Source organism: Sorangium sp. KYC3313 (assembly GCF_052075895.1).
Classification (GTDB): domain Bacteria; phylum Myxococcota_A; class Polyangia; order Polyangiales; family Polyangiaceae; genus Sorangium; species Sorangium cellulosum_B.
The window spans coordinates 2,827,604-2,850,797 of sequence record NZ_CP197255.1 but is presented as its reverse complement, the minus strand read 5'-3'; the positions used below and the strand labels follow the sequence as shown (position 1 = coordinate 2,850,797).

Sequence of the window (23,194 nt, the reverse complement as noted above, 5' to 3'; positions counted from 1 at the left end):
GAGAGGCGGGCTGGCCGCGGCCCGATCTGACCATGAAGGCGGGGAGGCGGGAAGCGGATGGGAAGCTCATCGGTCGAGCGACGCCGGGCTCGCGAGCAGCGCGCGCGCGCGGCGGTCGCGCAGCAATGGGCGACGGGAGACATCCCACGTGCGAAGCTGCGGCAGGCAGGAACAGCCCCATGACGACCTGGATCAGCGGAGTCTGCGAAACGAACGGCGTCACCCTCCACTACCTCCGGACGGGAGGCGCCAAGGTTCCCGTCGTCCTGCTCCATGGATTGATGGGGAGCGGCGCCTGCTGGACTCCCCTGGCGCGGGCGCTCGAAGGGGAGTTCGACGTCGTCATGCCCGACGCCCGAGGGCACGGCGGCTCGAGCGCGCCGCCCCACGGATACCGGTACGACGATCACGCGAGCGACGTCGTGGGCCTCATCCACGACCTTTCGCTCTCTCGTCCGGTCCTGCTCGGCCACTCGATGGGCGGCATGACCGCCGCGGTGGTGGCGAGCCGAGGGGCGGGGGTCGTCCGCGGCCTCATCCTTGTCGACCCGACGTTCTTGAGCCCCGAGCGCCAGCGCGAGGTGCACGCCAGCGACGTCGCCGATCAACACCGCCAGCTCCTCGGCTTGCAGAAGTCGGACCTCGTTGCGAAGGCCCGAGCCCGAGACCCGCGTCGCTCGCTCGAGATCATCGAGCTGCAAGCCGAGGCGAGGCTGAAGACCCGCATGGGCGCGTTCGACGTTCTCACGCCGCCCAACCCCGCGTACCGCGACGTGGTGAGCGCGATTGACGTCCCGAGCCTGCTCGTCATCGGTGACGACAGCCCCGTCGTCACGCTCGAGATGGCAACGGAGCTGCGGGGTCTCAACCCACGCGTACGGTTCGAACAGGTACAGGACGCCGGCCACGGACTTCCATTTCAACAACCCGAGCGCCTGGGAGAGGTGGTCCTGTCGTTCTTGCGTGAGCTGGCGTAGCTGCTGCGGTCACTCCGGCTCGCCCTCGGCGAGCGCGACCGGCTGGGCGTTCTCGGTCAGGATGCCGCGCCCGTGCCACACCATCAGCACCGCATAGAGCGCCGCGAGCACGCGAAAGCCGCTGAACAGGCCGAAGCGCTGGCCGAGCGAGCCGCCCGCCACCGCGCCGATCAGGCCCCCGGCCGGTCCCGAGAGCGAGAACAGGCCGCCCACCCGGCCGCGGCCGAGCTCGGCGGTGAGCGCCGCGAAGCGGTTGACGCTCGTGAGGTGCTGCACGCCCAGCCCGAGCCCGAGCAAGACCGCCCCGATCCACAGCGACGCGACGCCGAGGGGAAAAGCGAGCAGGAGCTCGGTCGCGAGCAGCAGCGAGAAGGCGATCGCGTAGCGGGCAGCGTCGCGCAGCGGCGCCAGGGCGCCCCCGGCGAGGAGCAAGGTCAGCACGAACACGGCGCCCTGGAGGGTCACCAGGCTCGCGGCCTGGGGCACCGAGAGGTGAAACTCGCGGATCCCGATCACCACAACGAACACGGCGAAGTAGGACATCGCCATCTGACCACACAGCTCGATGAGCATGCTCTGGCGCAGCTCGCGGCGAGACAGGATGATCCCGACCTGTCCGCGCAGGCGCTCGAGAAGCGGCGTGGCCGAGCGCCCGCGGCCGGGGGGAGCCCCGGAGAGCACGCGATCGCCGACGAAGACCGTCGCCAGCAGCCCGAGTCCGGTCACCACGAACACGCCGGTGTAGCCGAGCAGGCCGAGGAGCTGCGCGCCGAGCATCGGGCCCACGAAGAACATGCCGAGCGAGTGGGACGCGCGCTGCCAGCCTGCCTTGCGCGGGCCGAGGCGAGGGAGCAGGTGAAGAAACTCGGTCTGGGTCGCGACCATGCGAAACGGGTTGAGCAGCCCGAAGAGGATCACGCCCGCGATGAGCTGCCAGGGCCGATCCATGTGGGTGAAGCCGAGCAGGTACAGCGCCGCGCCCGCGAGGCCGCCGAAGCGGAACAGCGGCCGGCTGCCGTGGCGGTCGATTAAGCCTCCGACAGGCATCGAGAGCAGCAGCATGCCGGTGAACTGCAGGCCGCCGACCAGGCCGATCTGCCAGGGAGAGGCGTGGAGCGAGGCGGCATACAGCGGCAGGACCACCTTGGCCACGCCGTTGCTCGAGCCCGCGAGCAGGCCGAGCGCCATGAAGCCGAGGAGATAACGCTGGGGGAGAGGCGGCGAAGGTGTCATCAGGCGAACCGAGGCGAGCGGCCTGTCGATCGGCGCGTTCGTCCGCCGTGCCGAATCGGGTGGTGCTGCCGCGCCGGCGCCTTGCAAGCCACGCTCCCGAGCCGGAGCAGGGCCATGGCGACCGCCTCGTCGCCGCGCCTCCCGCTGCCTGCTGCTCCAGCAGCACACGCGCAGCACACGCCTGCTGCTGGCGCAGCAAGGGTAACATCCGTCATTAAGGATACGCGTCTTTCAAAACGGACGCTCGAGGGCGGGCTCGGGCTGACGGGCGTCGGCGAGGGCGGCGGCTGGGTCGTCGACAGCGGGGGGGGTTGGCGGCTGGATGCGCAGGGGCGCAGCGCGCCGGCGGCGGGGCGCTCCGCCGCACGAGGGCCTGTTCGTGGACGGCGGCGTGGCGGCCGCTGGGCGCTGACAGCCGGACCCTGGTGTCCGCACCTCGACAGCCCGCGGCCATACGCGCGCTTGTCCCCTTGGCCTCGAGCAGGTGGGTTGGACCGCCGAGGTGACGTCGCCCTCGGCCGGCAGGCTCCCCTCGGCCGCGGGCCTCAGTCGACTATCTGCGGCTGAGGTCCCGGGACGATGCCCGCGAGATCCGGATCTTCTCCCGGCGCCAGGGCGACGCTCGACGGCTTGTCATTGCGGCGCTCGAGGCGGCTCGCCGTCTTCTCGCGCTGCTTCTCGATACGAGCGCGCTCTTTCTGTCGCTTCAACGCGGTCTGTCGTTGCATGATGACTCCATCTCAGGACGCCCCTGGACGGGCGTGGTGGTTGACGCGAGCTCCGCGGTCGTCGGGAGCTCCACCCGGACCGGTTCGGTGCACGAAGCGCATCCGCTCACGGTCCAGGGAGAGACTCGACAACAAGCGTGAATCCTCACCGGAAAGACCCATTGATTCCGGACGTGCGAGCACGCAAGGTCGCCCTCTGCAACGCATTCGGCGATCTGCCTGAATCCGGCGACTGGCTCACCCGCGAGCTCTATCGATAAGCAAAAAAAAAGCGGCGGACCTTCGGGGGTCCGCCGCCCTATGTCGATCGAACGAACGGAGCGATTCAGTAACGATCGCGGCCGCCGCCGCGCCCGCCGCCACCGCCGCCACCGCCGAAGCCGCGCCCGCCGCCGCCGCCGCCGCCGGCCGGGCGCTCCTGCGCCTCGTTCACCTTGAGCGAGCGCCCATCGAGCATCATGCCGTTGAGCTGCGAGATCGCGCTGTTCGCCGCCTGGGCCGAGCCCATCGTGACGAACGCGAACCCGCGCGGCTGGCCGGTCTCGCGGTCGGTCGGCATCGCGACCTCCCGGACCTCACCGCTGCCGGCGAACGCGGCCTCGAGGGACTCGCGCGAAGTGTTGTACGAAAGATTGCCGACGTAAAGACGATTACCCATGACACGTTGCTTTCACGGCTTCTAGACGCGCTCGCGAGCGCTCTTCCGCCTGCCATTCGATGAAGCCGCTACGGATCGAACGGTAAGGTGCCGCGCAGCGAAACCTGCGCAAGCACACGGTGCGTCGTCCAGTCATCCGCGCGAGCAATAGCCTCCCTTATGAAAGGGAGAGAGAAAGCATCGTGTCGAGAGCCAGTGACGTCGTGAGGAAACGGCACTCTACTCCGCTACAACGCGATATGCAAGCGGCACAGCATCTTTTTCGTTCCCCCCCTGCAGCGGCTCGCGGCGAACCTGCGACCCTCAGCGCGGAGGGGCCGCGCAGCGCCGCGCCGGCTCATCAGCGATGAGCCGGCCGCTGTGCCCCAGCGCAACCCGCCGATGATCCCGCCGCGACGCGGCGGGCAGTGCGGCCGGAGACCGTGCGAGGCGGCTGTCCGCGAACAAGCTAGCGAGCTCTACGCGCGACCTCGACGAGCCCATCCGTCTGTCGCAGCTCCCCTTCCCCGGCGCCCCGTCGCGCGCGTCTGCTGCTGGCGCAGCAGGGGAGCATCCGGTACTGCGGATACACGTCGTCCGGAGCGGACGTTCGCGCAGCCTGTCGAGCAGCCGGCAGTTCATCCAGTCGGCCTGGGCGTTGGGTGGCCGCCGCCGCGGCTGGCGCTCACGAAGCTCATGAGATAGCCGCCAGCGCGGCGGGGCGGCCAGGGCGGAGACGTCAGCCCGGCCTGACCCGCTTGGCCGCGGGCCGGCTCGTGCAGCGGGCGATCCACGCGTTCACGTTCGCGAAAGGCGAGAGGTCCACGCCGAAGCGGGCCAGGAACGGCAGCGCGGTCACGAGCGACACGTCGGCGATCGAGAACTGGTTGCCCACGAGGTACTCCTTGCCCTCGAGCGCGCGGTCGAGGATCTCGATCCCGTTCGCGAGGTCCTGCTTCGCGCCCTCGGCTACCTTGGGGTTGCGCTCGTCGGCGGGGAAGCGCTCCAGGGTGTTGCGCAGGAGCCGCGTCGTCGCCTCGAACAGCGTGACGTTGCCCCAGGCCATCCACTTGAACGCCTCGGCGCGATCGGCGCTGAGCGGCGGGAAGAGGCCCTTGTCCACGCCGAAGCGCTCGCCGAGGTAGAGCAGGATCGCGAGCCCCTCGAAGATCGGCTTCCCCTCCGCGACCAGCAGCGGGACCTTGCCGTTCGGGTTGAGCGCGAGGTACTCGGGCTTGCGCTGATCTCCCGCCGCGAGGTCGAGCTTGACCTTCTCGTAGGGGACGCCGAGCTCCTCGAGCGCCCAGTGCACCCGGTCTGCGCTCGTCATGGGGGCGTAATAGAATGTGAGGTCGGACATGCGGCGAGCAGAGCCCCGCCGCGCGCGAGCCGCAAGGGGGCTTCGTTCGTCGCGCTCGATCGCGCGCTCCTCCCGCACATGATCGCGCGAGGCGCGGAGGTCGTCCTCCACGTTTCGTCCATCCAGCGCCGGCTCCCTCTCCACGACGCGACGATCGCGTACGCGTCGGCGAAAGCTGCGTTGTCCACGTACAGCAAGGCGCTCTCCAAGGAGCTGGGACCGAAGGGCGTCCGCGTGAACTCGATCGCCCCGGGATGGATCCGCACGACGGCAGCCGACGCCCTGGTGAAGCGCCTTGCCGACGGCGCCGGTACGGATGAGGACACGGCCCGGCAAAGCATCATGAACGCGCTCGGTGGTATCCCCATCGGGCGTCCCGCATGGCCCGAAGAGGTCGCGGAGCTCGTCGCATTCCTTGCCTCCGACAGGGCGGCGTCCATCCATGGGAGCGAGTACCTGATCGACGGGGGCACTGTGCCCACCGTTTGACGGCAAACACCGGACCCACTCGGCACGATGCCCGCACTCCACTCCATCCAGGCATGCGGCGCCAGGCATCTCGCCGGCCGTCATTGCGCGGAGCCTGCCCGGTGTTGTGACCAGAGACTTCCGCGATGGCCCTCCACCAGGCCGGACCAGATGGGGCGGGGGCGCCATCCGCCAGCCTGAGCCGCCGCTGCCGGAGGCTTGCGGAGCAGTGGGCCGGCGCGATGCGCTGAGGCTGGCGGCTGGATGCGCAGGGGCGCAGCGCCGGCGGGGCGCAGTGTGCTTCTCCTGCGCGGGCCGAAGGCGGCTGGTCGTGGTACAGCCCATCCCCGACGTGAACGGCGCGAGCGATCGCCCGTCTGCGTCACACGATGCACCTGGACCGCCGGCGTCCGCGCTCGATCGCGGGCGGCTCGGCTCGAAGGAGTGACGAATGCAGATCGGAATCATCGGCGCCGGCTCGATCGGCGGGTCGCTGGCGAAGCTGTTGGGGAAGCTCGGTCACCAGGTCGTGATCGCGAACTCGCGCGGGCCGGACACGCTCCGCGAGCTTGCCGCCGAGAGCGGGGCCACCCCCGTCACGGCCGCGGAGGCCGCGCGCGGCGGCGAGATCGTGGTCGTTACGATCCCCCAGCGCGCGGTCGTGGACCTGCCGAAGGATCTCTTCGCCGGCGTGCCCGCCGACGTGGTCGTGATCGACACCAACAACTACTACCCGGTCCGCGACGGCAGCATCCCGGCCATCGAGGCGGGGCAGGTCGAGAGCGCGTGGGTCGCCGAGCAGATCGGGCGGCCGGTGGTCAAGGCGTTCAACAACATCTACTTCGAGAGCCTGCTCGCGAAGGGCAAGCCGAAGGGCACGCCGGGGCGCGTCGCGCTCCCGATCGCGGGGGATCCGCCGGAAGCGCGGGCGAAGGTCATGCGCCTCGTCGACGAGCTCGGCTTCGATGCGGTCGACGCGGGCGGCCTCGAGGACTCGTGGCGCCAGCAGCCGGGGACCCCCGGCTACATCCACGACCTCGACGCGCCTCGGCTGAAGGAGGCGCTCGCCGCGGCCGAGCGGAGCCGCATCCCCGAGTACCGCAAGGCCTCGGACGACTGGCTGCGATCGCTCATCGCGTCACAGAGCCCGAGCTGATCCGAGCGCAAGCGGAACCGTCGGCCGCAGCGGCTGCCTCGAGGACACAGGTTCCTCAGATTGATCCAAGCGTCGCTGATGCGGCGGATCTTCCCGAGCCTGCCTTCACCGGCTGGGCTTCAGCGCAATAGCGATGACAGTGCTGTTCGCTGCAACCATTCCGACCGCTTGATTTTAGAGGAGACGCAGCATGGACCGATTCACCGGCGGCTGCCTGTGCGGCGACGTGCGAATCGTGGCGACGGGACTCCCCTACCGGGTCGGCCTTTGTCACTGCCTCGACTGCCGCAAGCATCATGGAGCCCTTTTTCACGCTTCTGCGGTGTTCCCTCAGGATGCGGTGACGATCGATGGCGAAACCCGCGACTACGCCGGGCGGTTCTTCTGTCCCCGCTGCGGCTCGTCTATTTTTGCGCGCAGCGCAGACGAAATCGAAGTGAACCTAGGATCCCTGGATGCCCCAGATCAGCTGATGCCTACCTACGAAAGCTGGATCGTTCGTCGCGAGTCCTGGTTGCCGCCGTTTCCACTCACGAGACGATACGACCGCGATCGTGACGCCACGGGTCGCTTTGAAGAGTAGGTCGCACGAACGGTGGGGTGTTCCGGCGGGGTGCCCTCCCTCGCCCCGCGCTCGCTCCCGGCCGACGTCCGAGCTCCTTGCCAGATCCAGCGGAGCCGACCTCCCACCCAGGCACGTCTCACGGACCCGGCCGTGGGCGTCGAGCGCCGCGATCCAGAGCTCCTCGTGCACGAGGGACGCGAGAGATGCCAACGGCATCCGTGCTCAGGTCCGTCTCCGTTCGTCGAGCGTCGCGCGGAGCACCTGGAGCATGAGCTGGTCCTTGGGTCGGGTGAGCTTCTCCTTGATCGCGATGAGCCGTTCGAGCGTGATGACACGTATCGAGATCCCACCGAGATCCAGCTCCTCGCTGTCGGCCAAGAGTTCGCCGTACGATGTCCCTTCCTCGATTGTGCCCAGAAGGTCCAGCGTTCCCATGTTGGTCGCCAGCAGCTGGTGCTCACTGGAGGCCAGATGAGAGGCGGTTGGTGAAAGCCTCCTCTGGAGATCTATCCGGTAGACGGCATCGAGCTCACGCAGCGCACCGAGCAGCCGTTCGATATTGTCCGGCGTGCGAGCGTGTACGACGTCCAGATCGAACGTGTTGACGGGGGCTCCCTGGATCACGGCGGCGACGCCGCCGACGACAATGAAGTCGACTCCATGCCGGGCGAGCACCCCGAGGAGTTCAGCGATCTTCGTCGGAGCGGGCATGCGGTTCTCGCGCGCGCCTGCTCTCACGGGCGAGCGTGACGAAGTCGATGTGGGCCTGGAGGGTGGCGAGCCGATCCTCTGGCGTGAGGCTCAACATCCAGCGGATGAGCGTGAGGTCGACGCCGTCCTCGTTGTAGACCGGAGGTGCCGCTTCAGGATCGACCATCTTGGGTGGAGCGTATCACGCACGGATACGACGGACGAGCCCCCGCATCGCGGCGCGCTGTGCCGCACTCCAGCCAGGCATGCGACGCCAGGCGTCTCGCTGAGTACCGCGCCACGCGGGCGGCGTCGGTGAGGAGCGCGCCCCGGCGCGCGCGGGCGGCGTGGTAGCGGCGGCCGAGCTCGAAGGCGGCGGCGAGCCGGGTCGCGTCGAACAGCGCGATCTGGATGCGCTCGGCGAGCGCCGCGGGCGAGAGGCGGCCGAGCGAGGGGAGAGCGGCCGTGCCGAGGAGGCGCGGGCCGACGCCGGGGGTGACCCGACCCAGGTTGCGGTAGCCGGCTTGCGGTAGCCGGCGTCGCTTCGTTCTCGCGGGCCGACGTCGGTCAGCATCAGGGGGATCGGCGCGAACGGATCGCAGCGATCTCACCGAGATCGAGCAGATCTTTGGCACGACCGGCCGCGCGCTTGGCGCGTTCCAGGGCGTCCAGCCCCAGGATTCGAACCGCGGAGCCGTAGAGCTGGATTTCCTCCGACCCTTTCACAACGTCGTCGAAGCTACCCACTCCGGGCACCTCGCCCAGCAAGTCTATGGCGCCAATATCCGTGCTCAGCGTGAAGTTGAGCCCGCTCCATAACGTCTGGTCATCCCAGAAGAAGGGCAACTCGGGAGGAAACCCGCGAAGCGTCGGATGGAACGGAGCCAGGGCGCGTGCGAGGCGCCGCAAGTTCTCGCGATCGCGCGAGTAGCACATAGCGATGTCGTTCGTCGTGCGGCTCGATCCTTGAATTACCAGCGGGAGCCCGCCGATGATCACGAAATCGACACGCTCACCGACGAGCGCTTCAACGACGCGCCGAAAGTCGGTGACCCTGGGCTGCCTTCGCTTCCTCGATGAACTCCAGTGCCTTCCGCATCCGCTCGACTCTCTCGGTGGGAGTCAAGCGCAGGTTCTCGGCGATGAGCGATGCATCAACGCCGGAGGGGACTCTTTCGAGTATCCGCTGATCCCAGCTCTTCTCGGCGTCGGAGGGCGAAGCGACCGCGTGCCCGCGCCATCGCAGGAGCGCCGCAGCGTGCGCTTTGCGGAGCATGAACAGGTCGCTCTCGTGGCGAAGACGCTCGATCTCGATACGCTCCCCCGGCGTGAGGAGCCCCTTGGCGTTCCGGTCGAGCAGCTCGTCGTGGCGCGCGAGCTCTGCCTCGGACCTGTGGCTCTTTGCGATTTGCCAGAGTGCCTGGTCGTCCATCTTGTCGAGGCAGGCGAGGTCGACCTGGAACTCCGGGGGCGCGTCGTCCCAGGCGGGAGGGCTGCCGAGGCTCAGCGCCCGCAGCATCACGGCTTCGAGCGGCTGTCGGGTCGCGAGCGCAGTCCCCCTCAGCCGCTGGTAGAGCGCCTCGGGGAGAGCGAGGGTGACGGTGGCGGTCGACATCGAGCAGGGGTGGACGCGGGAGGCAAGCCCGCTTCGCCGTCGAGCCTAGCACGAGGAGCACCCCCGCTGCTCCCCGGCCAGCCAGAGCTCGTCGTGGGCCAGGGAGGCGAGCCTCGGGCCGAAGTGACGCGCCACGCGGGCGGCGTCGGTGAGGACCAAGGCGTCTCGCCGGCCGTCATCGCACGGGTCCGACCTGAGTGCGCTCGGCGAGCGCCGCGGGCGAGAGGCGACCGAGCGACGGCAGCGCGGCCTCGGTCACGGCCGGCAGCTCGGCCGCCGCCCTCGGCGGGGGCGGCAACGAGGAAGCGGCCCGCCGGGCTCATCCGGGCTACCTCCAGAGCGAGTGAGGAAGCGGATGACGAGGAGGCGCGCGAGGCGGCGGCGGGGGACGACCGTGGGGCGCGGGAGCGAGAAGGGGCGGCCATCAAGTGTCAGGTCGATGACTGACCGGGCCGTTGCGGGGCCACTTCCTCGGCTCGGAGGATAGGCCACGAGGGCCTGTTCACGCGGTCGTCCGCGATGGATCCCCCGTGCGCCTGTGCTGGTCTCCTTGACAAGACAGAGGAGCCGTCGGATACGCTATCTTTTCACGATGCATGGAGGCGGCACGACACGGCGGTGGCGGAGGTCAAAGCGCTCCACGCGGTGGCGGCGGCCAGCGGCCCTGAGGACTGATGACGCCGCGAGAGCCGTGGTTGACGATGTGGGTACAGACCGTCGTGAACCGTACATCCTTGCGGCCGAACACTCTCTGAATCGCCCGGATATCGGTTCCCGCCTGGAGCAGATCTGTCGCAATGCTGAGGCGGAGCGTGTGGCATGCCTCGCGCCTGGCGAACCCCTCCGCGCGTCCGGCAGGAACTGGGACGCAGATCGTGAATAGTCGCACCTTGTAGTCTCGAGAAGGGTCATGGAAGAACGTACCAAGTCCCGAGGACGGAAGGCGCGCGACGCGGAGCGCTCACTGGACTCGACCACCTCGGAGGGGGCTGCGCCTGCTCCGACGAAGAAGCAAACCGGCCAGGTCGAGACCGTTGGCGAATTGCTCCATTGGTCGTACGCCTGTCTCGCGGCCGCGTGCGCCGCTGCGGAGGCAGGGCTCGCGCGCTACGACACTCGCTGCTGGATGATCCGCGCTAGGCTGTTCAAGGGGCTTCGCGCGGGCACCATGAAGGTCGGTTCGCTCTTCGCCGATGTTCGCGACATGCCGAGTGATCGATGCGTCTACTGCGGCGCCACGCCGCCGCCAAAGCTCCATGGTGACCATCTGATCCCCAGGCATCGAGGTGGTCCCGAATCGGGCGACAATCTGGTCTGGGCGTGCCGCTCCTGCAACAGCAGCAAGAATGCACGAGACCTGCTCGAGTGGTACGCGTCCAAGGAGAAGTTTCCTCCATTGCTCCTGTTGCGCCGATACCTGAAGCTCGCGATGGCGGAGGCGGAGGCACGTCAAATCATGGGCGCGAAGCTCGTGGAAAGGCCATCGGTGACGTTTTCGATTGAGCACGTCCCCGTAAAATATCCTCAGCCCAGCAAATTCGGGCCGCCCATCGGGACCGGCGTGATGTGATCGCAGGTCAGGGGAATCCCGCTATTGGCCTCGCTTGTCATGCAGTGTTGACAGCAGCGCCGGTCGGCCTCCTCGATATGAGAACGGAGCAGCTCGGAGGCTGGCGTGGCGGCCGCTGGGCGTGACAATGACGTGGGCCGTGAGCGTGACGTGCAGCTCCGCCGAGAGGTGGCGCAGCTCCAGGGTCATCGCTTCGTCCTCGCCGGTCGGCGTCGGGTCGCCGCTGGGGTGGTTCTATCGGCCAGCATGACGTCGAGGGCGGCCATGCCGCCGAGCACCCGCGAGGTGGCCGAGATGCTGGGCGTGATGATCTCGCCGCTTCAGCCTGAGCAGATAGCGTGGCTGTGCAAGGAGTTGCCCGTTAATGCGGATATTCTGGACGACGTCGCGGCGCTGCTCGCCGAGGACGCGGCCGCGCTCGCTCCGCCTGTTCAAGGCATCTGCAACCGATCCTCGACTTCCTTCCTGGCTGCGGGGATGGCATCCTGCCGGGCATGACCGTCGGGGCCGACCGTCGCCGCCACCGTGCCCTCCCGGTAACCGATCGGCTTCGCGTGATCGAGCTGGTCGCGCACGAGGCCGCCAGCGACGTCCCTGCTGCAGATCATCCAGATCGAGGTGAGGGCGTCACCTTGACCGAACGGCATGGCCTGCTGCTCGTCGACGCTGACGCCGCCATGCCGGCCGAAGTATTCGACCATCGCCCCGATCGCGATGCACGAGCGGACCGGATCCAGGGAGACTCGTGAAGGTCGCCTTCGATACGAGCGTGCTCGTCGCCGGGCTGCACCGGGCGCATCCGCTCCACGGTCGCGCCGTCGTCTGGATCGACGCGGTGGCCGAGGGACGGGTGAGCGGCCTGGCCACCTGACACGCCCTCGCGGAGCTCTGGTCCGTGCTCACCCGCCTGCCGAAGCCGGCGCGAGCGAGCCCGGAGCAGGCGTTGCAAGTCGTCCGTCGGGTCCGGAGTGTGTACGACGTTCGCCCAGTGGATCCGGCCGTGTACGACGAGGCGATGCAGCGGTGTACCGATCGCCTGCTCTCTTCCGGCGTCCTCTTCGATGCCCTGCACCTCGCGGCTGCCGAGCATGCCGGCGCGGATGCGCTCGTGACGTTCAACGGCTCGGACTTCCTCCGGCTTACCGCTCCGAGCTCGCCGCGCATCGTGATCCCTCCAGATCCACCCGAAGTCGCTCTTTGACCCCTGACAGGGCTTCGTCCGGCGTGAGCTCTGTCCGCGCGACCACGCCTTTCTTGCCGGACGATCCCTTCGACCCGCGCGTGGACGCGCCGCTCGTCGTGAGAGGCGACGGTCCCCGGCCACGAGGCGGAGTGACCCGACCGAGGTTGGGAGAACCAAGGCACCGCCTTCGGCTCCGCCCGCTCCAGCTGATTGTGCGGCTGCCGGAGGCTACGGAGATGCGGGCGGGGGTGGTGCGCTGGAGGTGGCGGGCTGGATGCGCAGGGGCGCTGCGCGCCCCGAGGGCCTACTCGTGGACGGCGGCGTAGCGGCCGCTGGGCGTGACGATGACGTGGGCGGTGAGCGGGACGTGCAGTTCCGCGGAGAGGTGGCGCAGCTCCAGGGTCATCGCTTCGTCCTCGCGGGTCGGCGTCGGGTCGCCGCTCGGGTGGTTATGGGCCAGGACGAAGCTGTGAGCGGCCATCTCCAGCGCCGTGCGCAGGACGGTTGAGCGGCCGACGTGGAGGGCGTCGTCGGAACCGCGGGCGAGCAGGCGCGTCTCGCGGACGCGGCCGTGGCTGTCGAGCGCCGCGATCCAGAGCTCCTCGTGGACCAGGGACGCCAGCCTCGGGCCGAAGTACCGCGCCACGCGGGCGGCGTCGGTGAGGAGCGCGCCCCGGCGCGCGCGGGCGGCATGGTAGCGGCGGCCGAGCTCGAAGGCGGCGGCGAGCCGGGTCGCGTCGAAGAGGGCGATCTGGGTGCGCTCGGCGAGCGCCGCTGGCGAGAGGCGGCCGAGGGAGGGAAGAGCGGCCGTGCCGAGGATGCGCGAACCGACGCCGGGCAGACCGAGCACCATCTCGAGGAGGGCGGCCTCGGTCGCGGTCGGCAGCTCGGCCGCCGTCTCGGCGGGGGCGTCCACGGGGGCGCGGCTCATCGGGCTCATCGGGGCCACCCCCGAGAGCGGGTGAGGGCGCGGGCGAAGAGGCGGCGCGCGAGGCGGAGGCGGGTAACGACCGTGGGGCGCGGGAGCGAGAGGGAGGCGGCGATCTCGAGCGAGGACAGACCGGTGGCGGCGAGCGACAGGATCTCGCGCAGCTCGGGGCGGAGACGGTGGAAGGCGCGGAGGAGGCCGCGGGCGACGAGGCGGGCCTCGGGAGAGGGGGCGGCGAAGGCGGAAAGGCGGTCAGGGTCGGCCGCGGCGAGCTCGTAGCGGCGGTGCGCCTTGTCGCGGTAGTGCGAGGCCTGCCGCGAGGCGATGCCGGCGAGCCAGGGGCGGAGGGCGTCGGCGGGAGGAAGCGCGGGGGGCGGGCGGAAGCGGCCGGCGCGCATGCTGCGCCAGGCGCCGAGGAGGGTGTCCTGGGTGAGGTCGTCGAGATCGGCGGGGAGAACGCCGCGGGCGCGGAGGGCGCGACCGGCCGCGCAAGCATTCCGCCGGGACCTGACAGCCATTCCCGGTGCCCGCACCTCGACAGCCCGCAGCCAACCGCGAGCTTCTCCACTTGGCGCATCGCCGGCGCGTGCTTTGCTGCGGCTTCGGACGCCGTCCCGCGTGGTGGAGAACTCGGCAAGCTGCGGCAACCTGAACAGCCCTGCCGCTGTTCTGCCGTGCCATTGCAGGGCCACTTCTTCGCTTTCGGAGGGGTAGGGCATCGAGGGCCCGCTCGCGCCTTCGTCCGGTGTAGAGCCTGCACGGTCCTGCGCTGGTCTCCTTGACAAGGTGGGGCAGCCCTCGGATACGCTATCTTTCCACGATGCGTGGGGGCGGCACGAGGGGGTGGGTCCGGAGGTCGAGGCGCTCCACGCGGAAGCGGCGGTCAGCGGTCGAGAGGGCTGATCACGCCGAGAGGGCCACGGTCGACGATGTGGGTGTAGATCATCGTGGTCCGCACATCCTTGTGGCCGAGCAATGTCTGAATCGTCCGGATGTCGATGCCCGCCTCGAGCAGGTGGGTCGCGAAGCTGTGGCGGAGGGGTTGGCATGTCGCGCGCTTGGTGAGCCCCGTCGCGCGGCCGGCATCGTGCACGGCCCTTTGCACCGCCGATTCGTGCAGGCGGTAGAGGACCTGTCGACCAGTCGCTGGATCGGTGCAAGGGCGAGAGGCGGGGAAGAGGTACTGCCGGGCGAGGCTCGTGGCTGCTCCTGGCATCTTCGCTCGCAGAGCGTGGGGCAGGTCGACCTCGCCGCGGCCAGCCGCGAGTTCCTTCTTGTGCCGTTGCGCCACGGCGTCGAGCTGGGCCTGCAGCTCGTCGCGCGCCCGAGCGGGGAGCAAGGCCGGCCGGTCGTGCTGTCCTTTTCCGCGGCGCACCATGATTTGCCGTCGATCGAGGTCGACGCCTTTGACGCGAATCGAAAGCGCTTCGAGGAGGCGGAGGCCGCTTCCGTAGAGGAGCTCGCCGATGAGTCGAAAAGGTCGGATCAGGTGCTCGAGCAAGGTGAGAGCGTCCTGTCGCGAGAGGACCGTGGGGAGGTGCTCCGGCCGGCGGGCACGTTCGAGCGCTTCGAGCCGGGGTATCTGCAGGTCGAGGACCCATTTGTAAAGGAAGAGGAGCGCGCACAGCGCTTGGTTCTGCGTGGACGCCGCGCTGCGGCGCGCGATCGCAAGATCGTTGAGGAAGGCGGTGACCTCTTCCGCACCCATCTGCCGTGGGTGCTTGCCGTGATGGAAACGGATAAATTGCCGGATCCAGTGGACATACGCCTCTTCGGTACGCGGAGAGTAATGCAGGCGTCGGATGATGGCGCGTACGGCTTCGATGAGGGTCATGGGATGGTTCCGAGTGGTTGGGACGGGTTCGTCGGACCCGCATTGACCCTTATCGGCGCAGGGCGGGCGCGAGTTGCGGCGGCCGGAGGATATTTCGGCCGCACTTCAGTCGCCCGAGGCAATCAACCACAGGCACGCATCTTGCCCGCGGTACGCCGTCGCCGTCCGAAGCCCATCAGCGGATGATACGTAGTTATGCAGCGGCGGCCTATCTCCGGAGATGCGCAGATAGCCCGCGAAAGATCGCGACCTATCCGCGGGAATCCGAAGATATGCTACGGGGTGCTGCGACTAATCTGCGAGAATTCGGGGATAGGCGCCACGGCCTGCAGCCTACATACGAAAACGCGAAGATATTGCGCGTGGCACAGTTGATTGCGACGTTGGGCGGGCGGCCGGTGTGGCTAACAGAAGAGTGCCGAAGCCTAAGCAAGCTAAGCTAAGGAGTAAAACCGCAATGTTCAGCAGCGTCGAGATCGGCAACCGCATTCGAGCCGTGCGCCAGGACGTTGGCGTTTCGCGTCTCACTCTGGCGGAAGCTCTCGGCGTGGAGTTGACCGTCGTCGACAAGCTTGAAGAGGGCACCCTCTCGCCGTTGCCGGGCGACTACATTCTTATTGCGGCTCGCGCGCTTAGAGCACCTAACAAAAGCCCGTTCACCCCGCTTGCTTGAAGGAAGCTGATGGTGCGGCAGAATACAGCGTGGGCAAGCTGTTGGTGCCGGACGAACTCTGGGAACGAATCGTACCTCTATTGCCGAAAACGGAGCCGAAGCCGCAGGGGGGCCGGCCGCGTACGCCCGATCGGATCGCGCTGACCGGTATCTTGTTCGTGCTCAAGACCGGGATCCCTTGGGAGTATCTCCCGCAAGAGCTCGGCTGCAGCGGCATGACGTGCTGGCGCAGGTTGCGCGACTGGCAGCAGGCTGGCGTCTGGGATCGGCTCCACGAGGTCTTGCTTGATGAGCTCGGCGAAGCCGATAGGATCAACTGGGAGCGTGCTGCGCTGGATGCCTCGCTGGTTCCGGCAAAAAGGGGGGTGAAAAAACTGGCCCGAACCCCACGGATCGCGGCCGGCCGGGCTCGAAATATCACCTTCTGGTCGATCAGAATGGTATCCCGCTCGCCGTTGAGATGACGCCGGCGAACGTCCATGACTCGAGGATGTTCACTCCTATGGTGGACGCGGTGCCGCCGATCGCGCGTCCTTGCGGCCGACCGCGGCGCCGCCCCAAGAAACTGCATGCCGATAAGGCCTACGACGACCCGGCCCTGCGGTTGGCTTGTCATCTGCGCCACATAGTGCCCCGCATCGCTCGCAAGGGCATCGAGTCGTCGGAGAAACTCGGCCGTTACCGCTGGGTCGTCGAACGGACGATCGCTTGGCTCCGGCGCTTCCGGCGCTTGACCGTGCGGTATGAGCGCCGTGCCGACATTCACCGAGCGTTCCTCCTGCTCGCCGTATGCCTGATCTGCCTCAACTATATCCCGACGGGCTTTTGTTAGGCGCTCTTAATAGGGTACGCGTTCTGCGGACCACATCCTGTCTTCGAGCCTCTGCGCCGCTTAGAAACCCGCGCCGGAGGTACCGATGGACGAGAGCACACGCACCTGGCGCGACCGCGTGGCGCGCTGGCACAAGAGCGGGCACTCCGCCCGCGTGTTCGCGGAGCAGGAGGGGGTCAACGCCGGCACACTGTACTCCTGGAGCCGCCGACTGGGCATGAAGCGGAGCGAGCACCGGCAGCGCTCGGAGAAGGCGACGCTTCCGGCGCTGCTGCCCGTGGTGGTCGCCCCGCCTGCAGCCACGACGCCCTCTTCGGGCGCGGCGCTGGAGATCGTCTTGCCGGACGGGGCGGTCGTCCGCGTCCCGCCGTCGTTCGACGAGGTTACGCTGGCGCGCGTTGTTCGTGCGCTCGGGGGGGCACGATGATCCCTGGCCGCGTCTCGATCTACGTTGCCACCGAGCCGCTCGATCTACGGCGCTCGTTCGATGGTCTCGCTGCCGTCGTGCGCGAGGTGCTGCGACAAGACCCGCTCTCCGGAGCGCTGTTTCTCTTTTTCAACCGGGCGGCCGATCGCTGCAAGGCCCTTTGGTGGGACCGCAGCGGATACTGTCTACTTTACAAAAGGCTCGAGCGTGGGGCATTTCGAGCCCCACGTGCCGTCACTCCGGGAGCCACGAGCGTCCTTATTGACGCCGCCGAGCTCGCGAAGATCCTGGAAGGCATCGCCCTGTCGCCCTCGAAGTTGCGGCGAGCGGTTCCGTTCGCCGAGACCGCACCGCCGCAGGTCCCCTGATCTCGCCTGACAGCCTCGCACGCTCCTGGGTAGCCCCCACGGTTGCATTGCCTCGAGCGACATAAATTTTCCTCCACAAGCCCCTTCAAAAAGCAAGAGCTCACGAGTACTTACCGCTCCGTGAGCAAGCCGGTCGAAGAGCAGATTCGCGAGCTCAAGGACAAGCTCGCGCGCGCTGCCCACGAGCGGGACGAGTACCGCAAGCTCTACGAGCTCGCCAGCATCGAGCTGGAGCGGCTTCGCCGGCACATCTTCGGCCAGAAGGCCGAGCACGTCGACCCCGGGCAGATGCAGCTCGCCTTCGATGCGATCGTGCAGATGCTCGCGGGCACCGGGGCGCAGCCGGATGCGGGCGCGACCGGCTCACCCGACGGTCGCGATGGCGCGGCGCCGAACGGCTCCTCCGGAGGCGGGGACAAGGGGCGCCAGGCTCGCCCGCACGGGCGGCAACGGCTGCCCGAGCATCTGCCGGTCGAGCGGATCGAGCTGTTGCCGCCGGAGGCGCAGGACGAGCGCGCGACCGCGCTTGTCCGCATCGGCGAGGAGGTGTCGGAGACGCTGGAGTGGCGGCCCGCGAGCTTCGTGCGACTGCAGATCGTGAGGCCGAAGTTCGCGGTCAAAGGTGAGCCCGAGCAAGGCATCACGATCGCCGACGTCCCCGACAGCCCTGTCCCGCGCAGCCTCGCCGGTCCGGGGTTGCTCGCGCACGTGCTGGTCAGCAAGTACGCCGACCACTTGCCGCTCCACCGGCAGGAGAAGATGTTCGAGCGCTGGGGCCTTCACCTCTCGCGCTCGACGCTGTGCGGCTGGGTCGAGTCGTGCGCCGACAAGCTCGCGATCCTCGTCGGGGCGATGGCCAAGGACGCCCTGAACGCGCACTGCATCGCCATCGACGCCACCGGCGTGCTCGTGCAAGCAAAGGAGAAGTGCCGGCGGGGCCACTTCTGGGTCCTGGTGGCGGACCGCGAGCACGTCCTGTTCCGTTTCACGCCGCATCACAACCAGGATGGCCCGAAGGAGTTCCTCCGCGGCTACAAGGGCTATGTCCAGGCCGACGCCTCGAACGTCTACGAGCAGCTCTTCCGCACCGAGGGGGTGACCGAGGTCGGTTGCTGGGCCCATTGCCGGCGAAAGTTCTTCGAGGCGATGACCTCCGACCGGGACCGCGCGACGGTAGCCATCGGCTTCATTCGCAAGCTCTACGCGATCGACAAGGCGACCAAGGAGCTGGCTCCGAACCGTCGAACCGAGCAGCGCCGGACGGATGCCGAGCCCGTGCTCGTGGCCTTCCGCGCGTGGCTTGAGACAGAGGACCTGCTCGTCCTGCCGAGGAGCCCCATCGCAGGCGCCATCGGCTACGCGCTCAACCAATGGACCGCACTCACTCGCTTCCTCGAGGATGGCCGGCTCCGCCTCGACAACAACCGGAGCGAGCTTGAGCTCCGCCGTGAAGCCGTGGGCCGTAAGAACTGGCTCTTCGTGGGCAGCAAGGACGGCGCCGAGTGGAACGCCACCATCGTGTCGCTCATCGCCTCCTGCGCGCTGCACGGCATCGAGCCCTGGGCCTACTTGCGCGACGTGCTGATCCTGCTGCCCACCTGGCCTCCCGAGCGGGTCATCGAGCTCGCTCCCAAGTCCTGGAAGCAGACCCTCGAGAACGCCGACGCTCGGCAGCGGCTCGCGGCCAGTCCGTGGCCCCGGGCGCCGGACGCGACGCCCAGCTGATCGATCGTCGGCATCGCCGGCCGCTGCCGCGGGCACGGACGCATGCTTTCCGGCTGTCGGGCGCGCAGCTCGCCGGATTGGACGTGCTGGCGCGACCTCGTCGACGCTCCCCCTGTCGGCGCGTGGTGTTCGGCGCCTTGTCGACAACGCCGGCTCCGTAGGCGCCTCGGCCGCCTTCGGCTTCGACCTGCGCCTGCGAACGACGCTGGCCGCGGCGCTGGGGGCCATCGCGCCTTCCGCCGCTCGCTGCCGGTCTCCGCCACTCTGCTCCGTAGGCCGCTCTCGCCCTCGCATCGCGCCGCGAATCTACGGCGACTGCGCGGACCGCGCGAGGATGGGGTCTACAGAACGCATACTTAATAGGGATTTCCGCTACTTCATCTCCACTGAGCTGGATGCGGACGAAGAACAAACCCGTCGCGTGTACCGTGCACTCTCGGATCCGAAGCCCGCCGATCTTTATGCCATTGGACGGTTCATGGCAATGTGCCTCGCCGAAGCCGAGGTAGAGAGCATTGTCGGTGCCAGTCGTCCTTCGCTCCCGCCCCTCTATCCGCCACACCAGCTTCGCCGTGCGAAGCACATTGAGCAGGCTGCACATGCCGCAGAGGCAGAGCGCGTTCGATTGGGGCTCGGAGTTGCTCCCGTTCACAATATTTTCGACGTTCTGCGTTCCCAAGGATGCAGAGTGCTTCGGCACATTCTTGAGGACTCCGACCTATCGGGCCTTACCGTTGTGCATCCGCATTCTGGAATCTGCATTCTCGTCAACTATGACGACGATCTTTATAGGCAGTTCTTCTCTGCGGCGCATGAATATGCTCATGCTTTATTTGATCGCGATACGATTGAGGCCGAGGGGTGCGTCGTTTCCTATCGATACAGCTCAGCAGAACTCGCTGAGCTGCGCGCGAACAGATTTGCCGCGCATTTTTTGCTCCCCTCAGCCGCGCTTGCTTCCTACGATCGGCCGCAAGACATCGATGGCTTGTTGCGTCTCATTCGCAGAATCGCGCTTGAGTATCATCTCAACACTGAGACCGTAGTCTATAGGATGCTTGATGCGGGTTGGATCAGCGAGCGAACCGCGCGGTCTTTTCAGAGGAAGAAGCCAGTCGTCGTTTCGCGCGCCGAAAAGCGTGACCCTGAAGTGCCCGATGGTCTCACGGAGGCGCAAAGTCAGCGACGCAACCGTGCGCTACAGACCGGCGTCAGTTCACAGCTCCTGGAACTCCTGCGACGGGCCTTGATTGAGGGCAAGATTACTTTCGGACGCTATGCCGAGGTTCTGGGTATGAACTTGCGCGATGCCCATGAATTCGCGCAGTCGATGGGGATGGCACTATGACGGACGACGCGCTCAGAGTGAAGGTTTGGATGCTCGACACGTGCGTGTTCATCAATTTTCACGCAATCGGACACGTCCGCACTCTGGTACGCTGCCGATCGCCGCTGCGCGTCCCCGAATACGTCTACAAGTACGAGCTCACTGGTCCGCGCTCCCATCGCGACACGCGTGAGGCTGCGCATGCGGCCATCTCCACGGGGCAGATCTCCGTGAGTTTTCTCTCGGTAGGAGACCTGACTCGCATCGCGTCTTTGGGGTGTTACCGAGCAGGCTGTTTGATGGCCGGAAGATCCGGCTCTGTGATGGCCATTATCGAGCTGGATCTCCGCTCACCGCGATTGCAGCGAGGCGATGCGTCGGGTGACTGCGGCGGTCGCAGAGCGCCGGCGCTCTCAGTCGATGCGGAGGGGGAGGCGGTCATCGCCGTCGAGGACGGCGTGGTAGCGAGCGAGAGCGTCGTCGAGCCGATCGAGGTAGTGGAGCACGACGTCGACGGCGTAGAGGCGAGGGCAAAGCGGATCCGGGTCGCCCGGGTAGCGCGCGGTGAGCGCGTCGCGGGCGAGCGCGAGGGCCGCGACGAGGGCGGCGGCTGCGCTGCCCGCGGCGTCGCCGCGCCGCGTGTCCCCCTCGGCCAAGGGGACGGGGTTCATCCGGCCTCCTCTGCGTCCAGCTGCAGGACGCGGCTCAGGACGTCGCGCTCGACGAGCTTGCGCTTCTTGCGCGCAGAGGCGCGGAGCGCGGCCGTGGCGAGTCGGTCGGTGTCGCGCAGGCTGCCGGCGGCCGCCTCGTGCAGCATCGCGATCGCGTCCGAGGTGAAGAGCTCTTTGGTGCAGCCGACTCGGCCGAGACGTACGCGCAGATAGTCGGCCGTATCGTCCGGCGTGAGCGGGTCGATGGTCAATCGGTAATGGAGGCGCGAATACAGGGAGCGATTGCGGCGCACGCGGAGCCGCTCGCCGAGCTCGGGCAAGCCAAGCAACACGAGCGAAAGCAGTGCGCGGCTATCCCAGGCGTAATTAAGGAGGATGTGAAGATGATCGAGTGTGTCCTGATGAAGTAGATGGGCCTCATCGAGGACGAAGACCGGAAATACGCGCTCCTTTGCGAGTTCCTCGACGTGCGTGCTGACCGCGTAGAAGACGTCTCCAGCGGTGCTGCAGCGCGCGAGACCGAGGGCCAGACAGAGCTGTCGATAGAAGTCCCGGCGTCCAAGCGTCACGTTGGCGCAGTAGGTCAAGCGAAACGTCTGCGGCGAAAGGGCATGACGGAGCGCGCGGAGCAGACACGTCTTGCCGACGCCGGGGTCACCGGCGAGCAGCACGCTCTTTCTGGCGTGCACCGCCTCGATGAGCATCTCGAGGAGCATCTGCTTGGACGGGGGGAGCCAGAGCTCGCCGTCTTCGACCTCCTTGGAAAATGGCTCTGCGGTGAAGCTGAAGTAGCTGCAGAAGTCCATGGTCATCCCTCCTCGTCATCGCGGGGCGTTCGTCCGAGGGCCTTGTCCAGGAGGGCCTTCGGCGGGTCAAAAGGGACGCGCGCCTCGTGAGCGACATCGAGGTTGCAGGCCGGTCGCGGCCGATGGGCGTTCTTCACCGGATCGACCCGGTGCAGGGCGAAGCGTTTGCCCTCGTGTTCGATCCAGGGCGGCTCGTTCGGCGTGACGAGGCACCTCGACACCGTGACGAGGTGGCCGGCGAGGAAGCCGAGATCGGTCTCCCAGTCCTCCCCATCCATCGAGAGCGTGCTGTCACGCCGCACGCGCCGGCGGGCCTGGGTCGTGAGCGCGTCGCGCAGCTTCCGCTCGTCGAGGTCGTCGGTGACGTGGGGATACTCCTCGTAGACCTGCGCGGGGGACTTGCCGAAGAGCGCCGCGTGCGGTGTGCGATGGTAGTGCTCGTCGACCCATGCGTAGAGCCGGACGTTGAGGTCGTGGAGCGACCCGAGCGCTCCGGTGAAGTTCAGGCACCTCTCGCGCAACGTCCTCCAGAAGCGCTCCATCTTGCCGCGCGCGGGGGCGTCGTAGGGGCGGGCGTGGATCAGGGTGGTGCCGAGTCGCTCGCACGCAAGGTGCAAGGTGTGCCCGCGGTAGGTCGAGCCGTTGTCCAGGTAGAGGGCGTCGGGAGCGCCGTGCTTGCGCAGCGCCCGGATGAAGAGCGCCAGCATGTCGACCTCCCGCTCGGCGCTCATCGCCTCGATCGCGAGGACGTACCGCGAGGCGTCGTCGAGCAGCGCGTGAATGCGCACCGGCGCCGGGCTGCCGTTAACGAGGATCGGCGACGCGTGACACACATCGCCGTGCCACAGGGCGCCGGGATGCTCGGCCTGCCAGCGCAGCCGCACCTTGCCGCCCGTGCGATCGCGCAGCGCGACGCGATCGAGGTGGTGCTCGGCATACAGCCGTCGCACCGTGGTGGCGGAGATGGCGCCCTTGTCGATGCGGCCCGCCGCGATCAAGGTGTCGAGGATGAGCGAGACCGAGGCGCTCGGGTGCTCCTCTCGGATCTCGAGCAGCATCTGCCGTTGCTCGGGGGTGAGCTCGCGCGCCCGCCCCTTGTCCTTGCGGGGCTTGGGGCGTAAGCCCTCGAGACCTTCGGTCTTGTACGCGTAATACCAGCGCTCGAGCGTGGGGACGGAGTAGGTGCGCGGGGAATGGGCGCGCGGTGGGCGAAACCGCTGCTTGCTCAGCTCGGCGAGCGCTTCGGCGAGCTCTCCGCGGTCGAGCTCGCGGTGCATGAGCGAGCCGATGATCTCGCTGCGATAGAGCGCCACCGCTTCCGATTGGTCCTTCGGCTGGAGGAGGTCTTGCACGTCGTGTCCTTTCCGCGCCGGTGACACCGCACCGGCCGCACAGCCATCCAAGCGCAAGGCGCTCCGCCG

27 protein-coding genes and 2 pseudogenes are annotated in these 23,194 nt (G+C 67.9%); 13 read left to right on the top strand and 16 right to left on the bottom strand.

Going from position 1 to position 23,194, the window contains the following annotated elements:
- The first annotated feature begins 179 nt into the window (after positions 1 to 179).
- Positions 180 to 977, top strand: coding sequence for an alpha/beta fold hydrolase (locus tag ACSRUE_RS11210; protein WP_441290997.1), 798 nt, complete (start codon positions 180 to 182; stop codon positions 975 to 977).
- A gap of 9 nt (positions 978 to 986) precedes the next feature.
- On the opposite strand, the gene ACSRUE_RS11205 is transcribed toward ACSRUE_RS11210, so the two are convergent.
- The 4 genes from ACSRUE_RS11205 to ACSRUE_RS11190 all read right to left on the bottom strand — a co-directional run bounded on the left by ACSRUE_RS11205 (position 987) and on the right by ACSRUE_RS11190 (position 4,935).
- Positions 987 to 2,210 carry an MFS transporter gene (locus ACSRUE_RS11205; RefSeq protein WP_441290996.1) on the bottom strand — a complete coding sequence of 408 codons (1,224 nt, stop codon included), beginning with the start codon at positions 2,208 to 2,210 and terminating at the stop codon, positions 987 to 989.
- Between the two features lie 545 nt (positions 2,211 to 2,755).
- Positions 2,756 to 2,938, bottom strand: coding sequence for a hypothetical protein (locus tag ACSRUE_RS11200; RefSeq protein WP_044966793.1), 183 nt, complete (start codon positions 2,936 to 2,938; stop codon positions 2,756 to 2,758).
- 325 nt (positions 2,939 to 3,263) lie between these two features.
- Positions 3,264 to 3,596, bottom strand: coding sequence for an RNA recognition motif domain-containing protein (locus ACSRUE_RS11195; protein WP_441290995.1), 333 nt, complete (start codon positions 3,594 to 3,596; stop codon positions 3,264 to 3,266).
- A gap of 718 nt (positions 3,597 to 4,314) precedes the next feature.
- Complete coding sequence (locus ACSRUE_RS11190) at positions 4,315 to 4,935, bottom strand: glutathione S-transferase family protein (protein ID WP_441290994.1); 621 nt, start codon at positions 4,933 to 4,935, stop codon at positions 4,315 to 4,317.
- A 48-nt stretch (positions 4,936 to 4,983) separates the two neighbouring features.
- Between ACSRUE_RS11190 and ACSRUE_RS11185 the strand changes: the two are divergent.
- The 3 genes and pseudogenes from ACSRUE_RS11185 to ACSRUE_RS11175 all read left to right on the top strand — a co-directional run.
- Positions 4,984 to 5,424, top strand: a pseudogene (locus ACSRUE_RS11185) (oxidoreductase); the annotation flags it as partial.
- A gap of 430 nt (positions 5,425 to 5,854) precedes the next feature.
- Positions 5,855 to 6,559: an NADPH-dependent F420 reductase gene (locus ACSRUE_RS11180; RefSeq protein WP_437974755.1), complete on the top strand. Its 705-nt coding sequence runs from the start codon at positions 5,855 to 5,857 to the stop codon at positions 6,557 to 6,559.
- 190 nt (positions 6,560 to 6,749) lie between these two features.
- Positions 6,750 to 7,142, top strand: a complete 393-nt coding sequence (locus tag ACSRUE_RS11175) for a GFA family protein (protein ID WP_441290993.1) — start codon at positions 6,750 to 6,752, stop codon at positions 7,140 to 7,142.
- Between the two features lie 204 nt (positions 7,143 to 7,346).
- Here ACSRUE_RS11175 and ACSRUE_RS11170 read toward each other — a convergent pair whose 3' ends face one another.
- The 4 genes from ACSRUE_RS11170 to ACSRUE_RS11155 form a co-directional block, all read right to left on the bottom strand.
- On the bottom strand, positions 7,347 to 7,835 hold the full coding sequence (locus ACSRUE_RS11170) for a nucleotidyltransferase (protein ID WP_441290992.1): 489 nt from the start codon (positions 7,833 to 7,835) through the stop codon (positions 7,347 to 7,349).
- Positions 7,810 to 8,001, bottom strand: coding sequence for a hypothetical protein (locus ACSRUE_RS11165; protein WP_441290991.1), 192 nt, complete (start codon positions 7,999 to 8,001; stop codon positions 7,810 to 7,812). Before ACSRUE_RS11165 ends, ACSRUE_RS11170 begins: the two co-directional genes overlap by 26 nt.
- A 386-nt stretch (positions 8,002 to 8,387) precedes the next feature.
- A complete protein-coding gene (locus ACSRUE_RS11160) occupies positions 8,388 to 8,813 on the bottom strand; it encodes a hypothetical protein (RefSeq protein WP_441290990.1) in 426 nt (141 codons plus the stop codon).
- Between the two features lie 28 nt (positions 8,814 to 8,841).
- Complete coding sequence (locus ACSRUE_RS11155) at positions 8,842 to 9,429, bottom strand: hypothetical protein (RefSeq protein ID WP_441290989.1); 588 nt, start codon at positions 9,427 to 9,429, stop codon at positions 8,842 to 8,844.
- Positions 9,430 to 10,339: 910 nt separating this feature from the next.
- Here ACSRUE_RS11155 and ACSRUE_RS11150 point away from each other — a divergent pair.
- Positions 10,340 to 10,999 (top strand): HNH endonuclease, encoded by a 660-nt coding sequence (locus ACSRUE_RS11150; protein ID WP_441290988.1) that lies wholly within the window; start codon positions 10,340 to 10,342, stop codon positions 10,997 to 10,999.
- Positions 11,000 to 11,020: 21 nt separating this feature from the next.
- Here the strand turns inward: ACSRUE_RS11150 and ACSRUE_RS11145 are convergent, their stop codons facing one another.
- Positions 11,021 to 11,188 (bottom strand): hypothetical protein, encoded by a 168-nt coding sequence (locus ACSRUE_RS11145; protein ID WP_441290987.1) that lies wholly within the window; start codon positions 11,186 to 11,188, stop codon positions 11,021 to 11,023.
- A gap of 242 nt (positions 11,189 to 11,430) precedes the next feature.
- On the bottom strand, positions 11,431 to 11,700 hold the full coding sequence (locus tag ACSRUE_RS11140; protein ID WP_441290986.1) for a hypothetical protein: 270 nt from the start codon (positions 11,698 to 11,700) through the stop codon (positions 11,431 to 11,433).
- 44 nt (positions 11,701 to 11,744) lie between these two features.
- Between ACSRUE_RS11140 and ACSRUE_RS11135 the strand changes: the two genes are divergently transcribed.
- Both ACSRUE_RS11135 and ACSRUE_RS11130 read left to right on the top strand, forming a co-directional pair.
- Positions 11,745 to 11,870 (top strand): hypothetical protein, encoded by a 126-nt coding sequence (locus ACSRUE_RS11135; RefSeq protein ID WP_441290985.1) that lies wholly within the window; start codon positions 11,745 to 11,747, stop codon positions 11,868 to 11,870.
- A 24-nt stretch (positions 11,871 to 11,894) separates the two neighbouring features.
- Positions 11,895 to 12,200 carry a hypothetical protein gene (locus ACSRUE_RS11130; protein ID WP_441290984.1) on the top strand — a complete coding sequence of 102 codons (306 nt, stop codon included), beginning with the start codon at positions 11,895 to 11,897 and terminating at the stop codon, positions 12,198 to 12,200.
- A gap of 286 nt (positions 12,201 to 12,486) precedes the next feature.
- Here ACSRUE_RS11130 and ACSRUE_RS11125 read toward each other — a convergent pair whose 3' ends face one another.
- The 3 genes from ACSRUE_RS11125 to ACSRUE_RS11115 form a co-directional block, all read right to left on the bottom strand.
- Entirely contained in the window at positions 12,487 to 13,113 is a 627-nt protein-coding gene (locus tag ACSRUE_RS11125) for a JAB domain-containing protein (RefSeq protein WP_441290983.1), read from the bottom strand.
- 5 nt (positions 13,114 to 13,118) lie between these two features.
- Entirely contained in the window at positions 13,119 to 13,628 is a 510-nt protein-coding gene (locus tag ACSRUE_RS11120; protein WP_441290982.1) for an RNA polymerase sigma factor, read from the bottom strand.
- Positions 13,629 to 13,993: 365 nt separating this feature from the next.
- On the bottom strand, positions 13,994 to 14,944 hold the full coding sequence (locus ACSRUE_RS11115; RefSeq protein ID WP_441290981.1) for an integron integrase: 951 nt from the start codon (positions 14,942 to 14,944) through the stop codon (positions 13,994 to 13,996).
- Between the two features lie 457 nt (positions 14,945 to 15,401).
- On the opposite strand from ACSRUE_RS11115, the gene ACSRUE_RS11110 reads away from it, so the two are divergent.
- The 6 genes and pseudogenes from ACSRUE_RS11110 (at position 15,402) to ACSRUE_RS11085 (ending at position 20,317) form a co-directional block, all read left to right on the top strand.
- Complete coding sequence (locus ACSRUE_RS11110; protein ID WP_441290980.1) at positions 15,402 to 15,617, top strand: helix-turn-helix domain-containing protein; 216 nt, start codon at positions 15,402 to 15,404, stop codon at positions 15,615 to 15,617.
- Between the two features lie 29 nt (positions 15,618 to 15,646).
- Positions 15,647 to 16,449 (top strand): annotated as a pseudogene (locus ACSRUE_RS11105) (IS5 family transposase).
- Positions 16,450 to 16,534: 85 nt separating this feature from the next.
- On the top strand, positions 16,535 to 16,876 hold the full coding sequence (tnpA, locus tag ACSRUE_RS11100; protein WP_437296051.1) for an IS66 family insertion sequence element accessory protein TnpA: 342 nt from the start codon (positions 16,535 to 16,537) through the stop codon (positions 16,874 to 16,876).
- Positions 16,873 to 17,244, top strand: a complete 372-nt coding sequence (gene tnpB / locus ACSRUE_RS11095; protein WP_437296052.1) for an IS66 family insertion sequence element accessory protein TnpB — start codon at positions 16,873 to 16,875, stop codon at positions 17,242 to 17,244. Before tnpA ends, tnpB begins: the two co-directional genes overlap by 4 nt.
- Positions 17,245 to 17,286: 42 nt before the next feature.
- Positions 17,287 to 18,969 (top strand): IS66 family transposase, encoded by a 1,683-nt coding sequence (tnpC, locus tag ACSRUE_RS11090; protein WP_441290979.1) that lies wholly within the window; start codon positions 17,287 to 17,289, stop codon positions 18,967 to 18,969.
- Between the two features lie 334 nt (positions 18,970 to 19,303).
- Entirely contained in the window at positions 19,304 to 20,317 is a 1,014-nt protein-coding gene (locus ACSRUE_RS11085) for an ImmA/IrrE family metallo-endopeptidase (RefSeq protein WP_441290978.1), read from the top strand.
- A 392-nt stretch (positions 20,318 to 20,709) separates the two neighbouring features.
- Here ACSRUE_RS11085 and ACSRUE_RS11080 read toward each other — a convergent pair whose 3' ends face one another.
- From ACSRUE_RS11080 to ACSRUE_RS11070, 3 genes are read right to left on the bottom strand one after another with little or no spacing between them, the layout of a single operon-like run.
- Positions 20,710 to 20,967 carry a hypothetical protein gene (locus ACSRUE_RS11080; RefSeq protein ID WP_437277927.1) on the bottom strand — a complete coding sequence of 86 codons (258 nt, stop codon included), beginning with the start codon at positions 20,965 to 20,967 and terminating at the stop codon, positions 20,710 to 20,712.
- Entirely contained in the window at positions 20,964 to 21,779 is an 816-nt protein-coding gene (locus ACSRUE_RS11075; protein WP_441290977.1) for an ExeA family protein, read from the bottom strand. Before ACSRUE_RS11075 ends, ACSRUE_RS11080 begins: the two co-directional genes overlap by 4 nt.
- On the bottom strand, positions 21,776 to 23,125 hold the full coding sequence (locus ACSRUE_RS11070) for a helix-turn-helix domain-containing protein (protein ID WP_441290976.1): 1,350 nt from the start codon (positions 23,123 to 23,125) through the stop codon (positions 21,776 to 21,778). Before ACSRUE_RS11070 ends, ACSRUE_RS11075 begins: the two co-directional genes overlap by 4 nt.
- Positions 23,126 to 23,194: the final 69 nt, after the last annotated feature.